We start from the raw sequence: 12273 nt of genomic DNA on the forward strand, positions 1-12273 counted from the left end.
CAGCGGAGCCCGGCACAGCGGCACACAGCAAACAGGAAACGCTAGCACGGGCACGCCGCAGGCCCTCCCCGGACGTTCCCTTACGTCGGATAACGGCCGGTGTCATACCCTTTTTTATTACTCAGGCTGATTCATACGCTTTGGGCGGCCACCCCGGGCAGGGATGAGAATGCGGTGACGAGGGAGCAGCGGACGCCGGGGCTGTCCGGCGCGCGACACGCGGAGCGGGCCGACGGCCTGCCGTTCCACCCCCCTGCTCTCGGCGCCGTACGCACCCTGGCCAGGGCCGCGGCTGCGGCGGGTGGCCTGCTCGGGCTGGTGAGCCTGGCCGGATGGGCCTCCGGCAGCGACACGCTGAAGAGCGTGTTGCCGGGTGTCGCGGTGTCCATGAAGCCCAACACCGCCGTGGCCCTCGTGGCGCTCGGCTTCTCCCTGTGGGTGATCACCCACGGCGCGGTCCGCCCGCGGGCGATCGCAGCGGCCCGGGCGGCGGCGGTCGTAGCGGCACTGCTCGGTGTGCTGACCCTCGCGGAGTATGCGGCCGGGGCGCGCCTGGGCATCGACGAGTTGCTCTTCCGGGACGACACCGCCGGGGTGGGGACGGGAACCCCGGGACGGATGGCCCCGAACACGGCCGCGGCACTGACGCTCGCGGCGGCGGGCGCCCTGTGCGCCGGGGTGGCCCGCATCCCCGCGTGGGTGAGTCAGATCCCGGGCCTGGCCGTGGCGGCCCTCGGCATGCTGCGACTGTACGGGTCCGCCTACGCGGTGCCCGAACTGGAGCGGTTCGGTGCCTACACGGGCATGGCCCTGCACACCGCTCTGGCTCTGGTGCTGCTGGGCACGGCGCTCTTCCTGGCCCGTCCGGACGAGGATCCCGCCGGGCTGCTGTGGAACGCGGGCACGACGGGAGCGCTGGGGCGATGGCTGTTCGTCACGGTCGCGGTGGTGCCTCCGCTGCTGGGCTGGGCCGTCCTCGCGGGTGAGGACGCGGGCGTGTTCGGGCCGCGGCTGGGAACCGCGCTGCTGGTGTGCGCTCACGTGGCCGTGTTCACGTCGGTGATCTTCGCGAGCCTGGCGGTGGGCCGCCGCGTCGAGGTGGCCCACGCGCGGCTGGAGTCGCAGGTGCGCCAGAACGAACTGTTGCAGGCCTTCATGGACCACACGCCCGCGGTGGTGTTCATCAAGGACCTGGACGGCCGCTTCCTGGCGGTCAACACGACGTTCGAGCAGAGCCTGGGCCTGCGTCGCGAGCAGGTTCTCGGCCGCAGGGACCAGGACGTCCTGCCGTCCGCTCTCGCGCGTTCGGCCCGGGCCGCCGATCTCGCCATGCTGGCGGAGGGCAAACCGGTGCAACGCCAGGAACGGCTCGCCCTGCCGGGCGGTCCGCGGGAGTTCCTGTCCACTCTGTTCCCGCTCACCCACGCCTCCGGCAGGCCCTACGCCGTCTGCGGCGTGGTCACCGACATCACCGAACGCGTCGCGGCACAGCGCGAGGCACAGCGGTCCCACCGGCGGTTCCGGGCGCTGCTGGAGTCCGCGCCCGACGCCACGTTGATCACGGACGGCGACGGCCTCGTCGTCATGGCCAACACGCAGGTCAAGCGGCTTTTCGGCCGGGCGCCGGGCGAGCTCGTCGGTACCGATGTGGTCCACCTGGCGCCCGGCCCGCGGCGCCGGCGGCACGGCGCTCTCCTCGGCGCCTACCTCCGTCTGCGTGATCCGAGGCCCGTGGTCCTGGACCGGGACCTGTACGGCGTGCGCGGCGACGGCTCCGAGTTCCCCGTCGAGGTGAGCGTCAGCAGCCTCGAGTCCGAGCGGGAGACCCTCGTGGTGCTGACCGTCCGGGACATCACCGAGCGAAGGCGGCTGGAGAGCGACCGCGCGGAGCGCTACGAGCAGCAGCGCCGGATCGCCTACACCTTGCAGCACAGCCTCATGGGTGAGCCGCCCCGCCTCGCGCACCTGCCCAGCGCCCACCGGTACCTGGCATCCGTCCAGGACCCCGGGGTCGGCGGCGACTGGTTCGATGTCATCCCCCTCGACGAGCACCGCACAGGCGTCCTGGTCGGTGACGTGATGGGCCGGGGTCTGGAGGCCGCCGCCGTCATGGGACAGTTGCGCGCCGCCTCCCACGCCCTGGCCCGCACGGGCGCCTCGCCGGGTGTCCTCATGACCGGACTTGACGCGTTCGTGAGCGATCTGGCGGACCAGTTGGTCACCTGTGTCTATCTGGTGATCGACCAGGAGGCGAGCGAGGTCACCCTGTGTTCGGCGGGGCACCTCCCCGTCATCGCGCTGCCGCCCGGCGGACCGGCCCGCCGGCTGGGGACGCCGGTCGGCGTGCCCCTGGGGGTCAACGACCTGTCCGGTCTGTCACTGCCGTTCGAGGACGCCAGCCATCCGCTGCCGCCCGGCACCTCACTCGCGCTGTACACGGACGGGCTGGTGGAACGGCCCGGCACCGACATCGAGGCCCAGATCGACGTCCTGGTCCACACGCTCGGGCTCGTGCTGAAGGACGCTCCCGCCGACCCGGAGACGCTGGACCGGGCCGCGGGCCGGCTGCTCAGGACCCTCGTCCCGGACACGGCCGCCCATGACGACGACGTGACGCTGCTCCTGCTCGGCCTGCCGGGCACGGCGGAGTAGGGCCCGCCGGGGAGGCAGCCCGTTCCTCTGCGATCTGTCACGGTCCGGGCACGTCCGGCGTCTCCTTCTGGCCACGCAACCGCGGTGGCCGAAAGATGTGTCTTCGAGCGTGGGGGCCCGCCGCTGTCGAACGGCGGCCCAGGGGGGATGCGATGAGCACGTGGGAAGTGCCCGGGTACACCGGGTCGCTGGAACTCGGGGCCGGGGCGAGCGGGCGGGTCGTCCTGGCCGTCCACGAGGAGACCGGCGTCGAGGTCGCGGTGAAGTACCTCAGTGAGTCCCTGCGCACCCGGCCGGGTTTCGTGCACGAGTTCCGAGCGGAGGCGCGTCTGCTGGGCGGGCTGGAGAGCCAGCACGTCGCCGGGCTGTACGAGTACGTGGAGAGCCCGGAGGGCGCCGCGATCGTGATGGAACTGGTCGACGGCGTCTCACTGCGCGCACTGCTGAAGCGGCAGGGCCCGCTCGAACCGGAGGCCGCGCTCGTCATCCTCAAGGGATCGTTGCTCGGTCTGGCCGACGCGCACCGGATCGGCGTCGTCCACCGTGACTACAAGCCGGAGAACGTCCTCGTCACACCGGACGGACACTCCAAGCTGGTCGACTTCGGCATCGCGGTGGACGCGGGCACCAGCGCGGGTGTGGCCGGAACCCCCTCCTACATGTCCCCGGAGCAGTGGACCGGCGCTCCCGCCTCCCCCACCGCCGACGTGTACGCGGCCACCGCCACGTTCTTCGAGTGCCTGACGGGGCACAAGCCGTACCGCGGTGACAACCTCGCGGAACTCGCCCTCCAGCACGTCGACGCGCCCGTGCCGGCCGACGAGGCCCCCGAGCCGGTGCGGGACCTGGTGCGCCGGGGTCTGGCCAAGAATCCCGAGGAGCGGCCCGCGCGGGCCGAGGATCTCGTGGTGGAGCTGGAAGCCGCCGCAGGCACCGCCTACGGCCCCGGCTGGGAGGAACGCGGCCGAAGCCGGCTCGCTGCGCTGGTGGCCCTGCTGCCGCTGCTCCTGCCCTCCTGCCACGAGGCGCCGCACAGCGCCACGGACACGGCCCGCACGGTTCTGCACCGGCTGCCGGGACGCGGGCGGGCGCGGTCCTGGCTGCCCGGCAGGCCCGGACTGCTCGTCTGCGCCGTCGCACTGCTCGCGGCCCTCCTCGTCTCCGGGTTCCCCTTCGACCCGGGAACCGCGGCACACCGGGAGGCGCAGGCCCTGGCCACAACCCGGGCGCAGTCCGGCCAGGGAACGGCCACCCCACCCGCACCCGCAGCCTCCGCCCCGTCCGCGCCGACCACGCCCACCGAGTCGGCCGGCCCGTCACCGTCACCGTCACCGTCACCCACTGTGCCGCCCTCGGGCGCGGCGGCCGGCGAGTCGGGGGAACCCCCGGTCCCGGCCACCCCGGCCGCAGACCCGGAGACCACCACCCCCGGCGGCCCGGTCACCGCCGCGACAGCGACGACCACGGCGCCCGCTCCGCCCGCCGCCCCCGCGGTCAAGGACATCGTGGTGTCGGCGTTCCGGCAGACAGGCCCCACGACCGCCACGGCCACCGTCGGGATCACCACGGACGGCACCGGCCCGGTCTCCGTCACGGTCTCCTGGTTCACGGGCGGTACGGCGGGACAGCCGGGCACGGCGGACGGTGCGCCCCAGACCTTCGAACGCAGCGGCGCCACCCAGTACACGCTCACCGTCGACCACACCTTCCAAGGCCTCGGCTGCTACTGGGCCGTTCAGGCCACCACCGCCCCGGCCGCGGCCGACGGAGGCGCCACGCAGCAGCTCCTCACCAGGCGGTGCGACCTCCGATGACCGCACATCACGACGACCACGGATCCTCGCCCGCCCGCGAGGCAACGAAAGCTCCGGCAACCGCTTGCGGGCCCACCGAGAAACCGCCGTCCGCCACGCGCGACCTGCGACCCCCCGACGGCAGGCGCCCGGGCGACGCCCCGAGCTCGGCCGACGCCGAGTACAGCGCCACCGTGCTGGCCAGCCACTGGATCCGGCGCCCCGGAGAGGACGAGACCCTCGTCGAGCGCGACGCGGAGGAGTGGCCGGAGCCGCCACCCGACCGGGTCGACGGCACCGTGCTGCGTTTCGGCCCGGGCGTGACCGCCACCGTCGCGCCGCGCACCGACCGGGTGCCCGCCGTCGTACCGCCTCTCCCGCCCCCGCGTCGGCGGCTGCGCGGACACACGCTGCCCGCGCTCGTCGTGCTCGGCGTCCTCGCGCTCCTGGCCTGGCAGCGCCTCGGACCGCCGCTCGCCGTCCGCGCGGCCGCGGTCACGGCCCGCCCGGCGGTGCTCCACTGCGACGGCACCGCGCACATCGCCGCCCTGGTCACCACGAACGGCCGCCCGGGCACCTTGTCCTACCGCTGGGTCCGAAGTGACGGCTCCGCCTCGGGTGTCCTGGAAGAGGTGATGGTCCGGGGACAGAAGCAGGCACGACTCCATCTGCGCTGGACCTTCGAGGGCCGGGGGCACCACGCGGCCCGCGCCGAACTGCGCCTGCTGTCCCCCGTCGAGCGCACGGCCACCGCCCGTTTCACGTACGACTGCCCCTGACCGCTCCCCCGGCCCCTCCCGACCGGGCGGGCCGGGAAAACCGTAGGCCTGTGGGGTGCGGATCCGGTCCGAGCGCCGGAGCGGAGCCGCCGTGGAACAGTGGAGGGGAGCACGGGCCCCGGCCCCCGCGAGGCCGCGGGCCGGAGGAAGGAGGCCGCGATGCGTTCCCCTGTGCTGGCGGGCGTCGACGGGTCCGGGTGCGCGGCGGCGGCATCCGAGTGGGCCGCACGCGAGGCGGCACTGCGCGGTGTTCCCCTGCGGCTGCTCCACGCCTCTCCGCGACTTCCCGGTTCCGGCGTCCCGGATTTCACAGCGGAGCGACTGCGTGACATGGGCGCACAGTTGCTCCGGCGGACGGTCGCCGACCTGGCCGACCGCCATCCCGACCTCGACGTGGAGGGGGCGCAGACCGACGACCCCCCGCCAGGGGCCCTCCTCGAGGCGGCACGCGAAGCGGACATCCTTGTCGTCGGCGCCCGTGGGACCGGAGGGTTCGAGGGGCTGGCGGTCGGCTCGGTGGCCCTGCGGGCGGCGGCAGCGGCTCCCTGCCCCACCGTGCTCGTCCCCCACCGCCCCGGCGTCTTCGCGAACGGGGTGACCGCACGGCGCAGCGCCGGCCGGGTCGTGCTGGGATTCGACGCGCACCGGCCGGCCGGTGAGGTGGCCGACTTCGCGTTCGCGGCCGCCGAGGCCCGGGCGGCGCGTCTGCACGTGGTGCACGCCTGGGCTCTGCCCGCCGAGTCCGTCTCCTCACGGACCTTGGTGGTGACCGAGGAGGACCGGGCGGGCTGGGAGGACCAGGAGGTCCTGCGGCTGTTCGACCTGCTGCGTCCGTGGCGGGAGAAGTATCCCGGGGTGACGGCCGGCAGCGACTCCATGCTGCTGCACCCCGCCGAAGCGCTCCTGAACGCCTCCCGGGACGCGGAGCTGCTCGTCGTGGGGCGTCACACCGAGCGGCAGACGGCGGACGGCCGGCTGGGGCCGGTCGCGCACGCCGTGCTGCACCACGCCCGCTGTCCGGTGGCGGTCGTACCGCACGGGCGGTGACGGCTCAGCCGTAGAACGCCTCGAACTCCTCGTACAGCGACGGGTCCACCACCTTGTTCTCCGCGGTGGCGTCGGCGAGCGGGATCCGGATGATCCGCGTACCGCGCAGGGCGACCATGCTGCCGAAGTCCCCGTCGTGGACAGCGTCGATGGCGTGCAGACCGAAACGGGTGGCCAGCCACCGGTCGAAGGCGCTGGGCGTGCCGCCGCGCTGGATGTGACCGAGGACCGTGGTGCGCGCGTCCTTCTCGGTCCGCGCCGAGATCTCCTGGGCCAGCCACTCACCGATGCCGGACAGCCGCACATGCCCGTACTCGTCGAGCGACTGGTCCTTGAGGATCATCTGGCCCTCCTTGGGCACAGCCCCCTCGGCCACGACGACGATCGGCGCGTAGTTGATCTCGAACCGGCGCTTCACCAGCTCACAGACCTGATCGATGTCGAACGGACGCTCCGGGATGAGGATCACGTTGGCGCCGCCCGCGACGCCGGCGTGCAGGGCGATCCACCCCGAGTGGCGCCCCATCACCTCCACCACGAGCGCCCGCATGTGTGACTCGGCGGTGGTGTGGAGGCGGTCGATGGCTTCCGTCGCGATGCCGACGGCGGTGTCGAAGCCGAAGGTGAAGTCGGTGCCGGAGACGTCGTTGTCGATGGTCTTCGGCACACCCACCAGGTTGACCCCCTGCCGGCTGAGCTCCGTGGCAACTCCCAGGGTGTCCTCCCCGCCGATCACGACGAGCGCGTCGATGTCATGCGTGGCGAGAGTGTCCCGTACCCGTTGCAGTCCGTCATCGTGCTTGAACGGGTTCGTACGGGAGGATCCGAGGATGGTCCCGCCACGGGGGAGGATTCCCCGCACGCTGGAGATCTCCAGGGGAACGACGTCGTTCTTGAGCAGGCCGAGCCAGCCGTCCCGCACTCCGGCGAAGTCGAATCCGTAGGTCTGGACGCCTTTGCGGACGACACTGCGGATCACGGCGTTGAGGCCGGGGCAGTCACCGCCGCCGGTCAGCACTCCGACCTTCATGGGCCCTCTCCCATCCGCCGCGCACCCGGTGCGTTCCCGCTCTCGCGGGCACCCGGCACGACTGCCGGGGCACACGGATCACCGTCTGTATCCAGCCTCCCCGGTTCCCCCCGAGGCGGCCACTCAACGCGCACCGGCGCGCCTGCCGGACCCCGCCGCGTACGCTCGCCACTCCCCCGTTGTCGGCTCCCCCACTCGCGGCCGTCCGAGAGGGTGACCGGGCCGGTCAGGTCGCCCCCGGCGCACGTGGAACCGTCAGGTGCGAAGGGGAGGGCGGTGCCCCGGGCCGTAGCGAGGCACGCCGACCCCGTCGTCGACGATCACCGGTTCAGTGTTCAGCCGATCCGTCCGGACAAGGCGACGACGATTCCCGAGGGGCCGCGCAGTCCATCCGCTCAATCGCCACGGGGGTGCTCCTTCCGCGCTCGCGTGGTCCGGCGCGGCCACTCGTACCCCAGGGACGGAGCCGGTGTCGGATTCATGACACGCGGGAGCGTCGGACGAGGTGCGACCAGCGATGCAGCGACCACGGCTGCGGTGTCAGTCGGCTGAAGTATCCTTCCCGCCACCGCTCACCCACTGCGAGGACCAACGGAATTGACCAGTTCGCCTGCTTTCCCTCTGCCCTTTCACGCCTCCCGTTCCCTGGCCTTCGCGACGCCCCGAACGCTTCGGGAACTGCAGATGATGCAGTGCAGCGCTCACATTCGGGCGAAGCCCGGGTGGGTCGAGAAGATGAAGGCTCCCGACATCGTCGCGAGGTGGACGCAAGAGGCGGTCGCGCAGGGCCTCACCGAAGCACAAGTTCGGTACGTCCTCGCCGAGCTCGAGCACTATGCCGCGCTGCGGGACGAGCGAACCGGCATCGAGGTGTCCGCCGTCGACGGAGTGTGGCAGTCGGACGCACTGGTCGACGACGAGCTCAGATCGCGGCTGCGGAGCGCGGTCAGGGTTTTGGAGCAGGTCCCTGAAGCGGAACAGGACTGGCATCCCGGATCCGGCGGTCAGGTCCTCGATCTGGTGCATCCCTCTCTGTTCTGCCTGGTGCGAGAGGTGAGCGGCGGGCCCGAGCGGGCTTGGCAGAACCCGACGAACCACTACTCCAAGTACGAGTTCTCGGAGAAGTTCCAGTGGCTTCCCACCGATGTCGACGTCACTGAGGACGGCCAAGTCGTCTTCCGCTCGTACGTCAACAACGTCCATCCCGAAACGCATCGCGAACTGGCCTGCGTCCTGCCGGACTTGTTCGCCCGTATGCGCCCGCTGCTGGAGAACGTCCTCACCGATCTGCTCCATCCGCGGCCCCTGCGGATCGAGGCCGATCCGTATGGGTGGTACGACTCGAAGCCGGAATATCCGAACAGGTCCGACTACGGCGACGACGAGTCCTACGCAGAGGCCCGACGTACGTGGGAAGTGGCCCACGACGACTGGTGGGAGAACCGCCGCCCGGTCATCCCGGACGCTCCGGTCTTCACCCCGCCCGAGCGGCCCGGTGAATCCGCCCGGTTCGACCTGCGCGGCCGCCGTCTTCAGGTCATCGTCAAGCTCGCCACCATCCACCTCACCCCGGACAAGCCCGAGTACGCCGGTGGTTCCTGGCATGTCGAGGGGATGCTGAACGAGCGGATCGTCTCCACCGCCATCTACTACTGGGACAGCGACAACATCACCGAGAGCCGGTTGAGTTTCCGGGCGGCGCTCGACGACCCCAGCTACGAACAGAACGATGACAACGGTGTGCGCGAGGTCTACGGCCTGGAGGACGAAGACGCACTGAACCAGACGCTGGGTTCGGCGTCGACCCCGGCGGGCCGCTGCCTGGCCTTCCCGAACGTCCTGCAACACCGTGTCGGCTCATTCCGCCTCACGGACCCCACCCGCCCGGGGCACCGCAAGATTCTCGCGTTCTTCCTGGTCGACCCGTCGGTAACGCTCGTCTCGACGTCCGATGTGCCACCGCAGCAACCCTGGTCCGACACCTCGACCATGACGCTCGAACAGGCCAAGGACTACCGCGAACAACTCATGCGGGAGCGCAAGTTTTTCGTCGACGAACACAACGAGCAGCTCTACGAGCGGGAATTCTCCCTCTGCGAGCACTGACCGTCCCCGCCCGCTCCTGTCGCAGGCTGCTGGATGCCGAATCCCTGCGACACAGGGGCGATCGGCGGAGGCGGTCTGCGGCCCGCCCATGACCGCACCCGAGTTCAGGGGCTCCCGGCGCCCCGAGGGCATGTGTCATGTCAACGGCGGGGCGAGTTTGGCGGCCACGGCGTCCAGGACCCAGTCCAGGCCGGTCGTGAAGGATGTCTCTGCGTCCAGGTCCGTGCCGTCGTGGACAGCCTTGGCCAGCGCCGGGAAGCGGCCGGTGGCCAGCATCCTGGTCACATGCGGGCCGGAGGCGCGCTGCCAGTCCCGCTTCGACAGGCCCGTGGCGCGCTCGGCCCGCAGGTTCGCGATCTCACGCCTGATCGCGCCGGTGCAGTAGGCGCTGACGGTCTCCACGGCGCGCATGACGGTGTCGACGTCGGCGAGGCCGTCGAGGGCGGCCAGCTTGGCCTCCGTCACAGCGAGGCCGTTCGGGCCCAGGGTGGGGCGGCCACCGAGCAGGTCGGCCAGCCATGGGTGACGAAGGGCGGCCTGCCGGGTGCGGTGGGCGAGCGCGCTCAGGGCGTCCCGCCAGTCGCCGGGCTGTTCCTCTGGGAGGATCTCGGCCTGGACCTCGTCCACCATGAGGTCGAACAGCTCGTCCTTGGTGGCGATGTATCCGTACAGCCGCATGGGGCCGGCGTTCAGCCGGGCGGCGACTTTGCGCAACGACACCGCCTCAAGCCCGCCCTCGTCGGCCAACGCGACGGCGGCGGCGACGATCCGCTCACGGTCGAGCGGCGCGGGGCGAGCCGACGGCTCCGGCCGGTCCCACACAGTCATGGTCACACCCTCCTGTTGCGCTACATGGTAGGGCGTCAATACAGTGTATCGACATGAGACGTCGTATCGCCGTGATCGGAAGCGGTCCCGCCGGCCTCACCTTCGCCCGTGTCCTGCACCGCCATGGCTGCCCCGCCACCGTCTTCGAACGCGATCCCGCCCCCGACGCGCGCGCTCAGGGCGGCACGCTGGACCTGCACGAAGGGCTCGGACAGCGGGCACTGGACAAGGCGGGGCTGCTGGAGGAGTTCCAGGCGCTGTCCCGCCCCGAGGGGCAGGCCATGCGGATCCTGGACACGGACGGGGCCGTTCTGCGTGACTGGCGGCCCCATCCGGGCGAGCGCGCCAATCCCGAGATCGACCGCGGACAGCTCCGGGACCTGCTGCTCGGCCCTCTCGACGTCCAGTGGGGCCGGGGCGTGACGCACGTGGTGCCGGGGAGCCGGGACGGCGTACAGGTCCACTTCGCGGACGGACGACGGGAGACGTTCGACCTCGTGGTCGGCGCGGACGGCGCCTGGTCACGGACCCGCCCGGCCGTCTCGTCGGTGACACCGCACTACACCGGCGTCACCGCGGTCGAGACCTCGCTCGACGACGTCGACACCCGCCATCCCGACCTCGCCCGGTTGATCGGCGACGGCTCCATGGCCGCGTACGGCGTGAACCGCGCGCTCGTCGCCCAGCGCAACAGCGGAGGCCACGTGAAGGTGTACGCCCAGTTCCGCGCGCCGCTGGACTGGCACACGCACCTGGACCTGGCCGACGCCGGGGCCGTGCGAGCGAGCCTGCTGGCCCTGTTCGACGGCTGGGCCGCCCCCGTCCTCGACCTCCTCGGCCACGGCACGGCTTTCGTCCATCGCCCCCTCTTCGTCCTGCCCGTGGCCCACACCTGGACCCACGTGCCCGGGGTGACGCTCCTGGGTGACGCCGCCCATCTGATGCCTCCCCTGGGGGCCGGTGCGAACCTGGCGATGCTGGAGGGTGCCGAACTGGCCGAGTCCATCGCCACCTGCCCGGGGGACCGGGACGCGGCCGTCCGCGCCTTCGAGGAACAGATGTGGGCACGGGCCGGCAGGTGGGCGAAGATCACGACCTCCGGTCTGGAACGCCTTGTCAGCCCGGACCCCGCCACCGCCCTGGCCTTCTTCGACGAACTCCAGCCTGCCTGACCGGCGCGTCGCACCGACCCGCACGGCCACAGCCGACCGCCTCAGTCGCCTCACACGGCCCCGACGGCCGCCTCGCCCCTGCCGTAACCGGGTCGCGCGGGACGCGGAGGCGCCGAGGCGACTCGAAGCGCACGATGGGGGAACCGGAAGAGAAGCCCTGACGTACGAGGGGAGGCGAGGGGTCCGCCCGCCCGGCTCCCTCACCGGAAGGAAGACCACGATGGCGCACGAAGACCACGCCCAGGCTCAGCAGCCCGCGCCGGACGCGCCGGGGACGCACAGGGACGGCGACGGCGTCGCGCGCCGTCGTTCACTGCCGGAGCGGCACGTCGAGGAGACGGTCGAGGTCGCGGTGCCGGTGAGCACGGCGTACAACCAGTGGACGCAGTTCAAGACCTTCCCGCGCTTCTCGACGGTGGTGCGGGGCGTGGAGCAGGTCAGGCCCACCGTGATCGAATGGAGTATCGGCTACGGGCCTCTCCGCCGTCGCTTCGCGGTCGAGATCGTGGAGCAGGACCCCGACGCCTACCTGGCCTGGCGCGGCGTGGAGCAGCACCCCTCCCACCAGGGGGAGGTCGAGTTCAGGCCGGACGGGTCCGGCGGCACCGCGATCACCGTCCGGATACTCCTCACACCGCGGGGAGCCACGAGCATCCTCACCCGCTCGTCCGGGGCGGCACGGCTCACCGCCCGGCTGGTGCGCGGCGAACTCATGAACTTCAAGCAGTTCATCGAGGGGATGGGGCAGGAGGGCGGGGCCTGGCGCGGCACCATCCGCAACGGCCGCGTGCAGCACGATCACCCGGAACCGCCCAGGAGCCGCGTGGCCCAGTGGCCCGTCGGCTGACCCACGTGCGGACACGGCA

General features: G+C 71.9%; 9 protein-coding genes. 7 read left to right on the top strand and 2 right to left on the bottom strand.

What is annotated here, in order from left to right:
* The first annotated feature begins 174 nt into the window (after positions 1–174).
* From AB0I06_RS16985 to AB0I06_RS17000, 4 genes are all read left to right on the top strand, one after another.
* Positions 175–2652: a PAS domain S-box protein gene (locus AB0I06_RS16985; protein WP_363119580.1), complete on the top strand. Its 2478-nt coding sequence runs from the start codon at positions 175–177 to the stop codon at positions 2650–2652.
* A gap of 152 nt (positions 2653–2804) precedes the next feature.
* Positions 2805–4466, top strand: coding sequence for a serine/threonine-protein kinase (locus tag AB0I06_RS16990; RefSeq protein ID WP_363119581.1), 1662 nt, complete (start codon positions 2805–2807; stop codon positions 4464–4466).
* Positions 4463–5224 (top strand): hypothetical protein, encoded by a 762-nt coding sequence (locus AB0I06_RS16995; RefSeq protein WP_363119582.1) that lies wholly within the window; start codon positions 4463–4465, stop codon positions 5222–5224. The genes AB0I06_RS16990 and AB0I06_RS16995 overlap by 4 nt, the downstream gene beginning before the upstream one ends.
* Positions 5225–5383: 159 nt before the next feature.
* Positions 5384–6271, top strand: a complete 888-nt coding sequence (locus AB0I06_RS17000) for a universal stress protein (RefSeq protein WP_363119583.1) — start codon at positions 5384–5386, stop codon at positions 6269–6271.
* A gap of 4 nt (positions 6272–6275) precedes the next feature.
* Here the strand turns inward: AB0I06_RS17000 and AB0I06_RS17005 are convergent, their stop codons facing one another.
* Positions 6276–7301, bottom strand: coding sequence for a 6-phosphofructokinase (locus AB0I06_RS17005; protein ID WP_363119584.1), 1026 nt, complete (start codon positions 7299–7301; stop codon positions 6276–6278).
* 579 nt (positions 7302–7880) lie between these two features.
* Here AB0I06_RS17005 and AB0I06_RS17010 point away from each other — a divergent pair.
* Positions 7881–9407 (top strand): DUF4246 domain-containing protein, encoded by a 1527-nt coding sequence (locus AB0I06_RS17010; protein WP_363119748.1) that lies wholly within the window; start codon positions 7881–7883, stop codon positions 9405–9407.
* A 135-nt stretch (positions 9408–9542) separates the two neighbouring features.
* Here the strand turns inward: AB0I06_RS17010 and AB0I06_RS17015 are convergent, their stop codons facing one another.
* A complete protein-coding gene (locus AB0I06_RS17015; protein WP_363119585.1) occupies positions 9543–10235 on the bottom strand; it encodes a TetR/AcrR family transcriptional regulator C-terminal domain-containing protein in 693 nt (230 codons plus the stop codon).
* A 53-nt stretch (positions 10236–10288) separates the two neighbouring features.
* Between AB0I06_RS17015 and AB0I06_RS17020 the strand changes: the two genes are divergently transcribed.
* Together AB0I06_RS17020 and AB0I06_RS17025 are read left to right on the top strand one after the other, a co-directional pair.
* A complete protein-coding gene (locus AB0I06_RS17020) occupies positions 10289–11407 on the top strand; it encodes an NAD(P)/FAD-dependent oxidoreductase (protein WP_363119586.1) in 1119 nt (372 codons plus the stop codon).
* 220 nt (positions 11408–11627) lie between these two features.
* A complete protein-coding gene (locus AB0I06_RS17025) occupies positions 11628–12254 on the top strand; it encodes an SRPBCC family protein (protein WP_363119587.1) in 627 nt (208 codons plus the stop codon).
* The last annotated feature ends 19 nt before the right edge of the window (positions 12255–12273 follow it).

The sequence above is a fragment of the Streptomyces sp. NPDC050674 genome, from assembly GCF_040654575.1.
Taxonomy (GTDB): domain Bacteria; phylum Actinomycetota; class Actinomycetes; order Streptomycetales; family Streptomycetaceae; genus Streptomyces.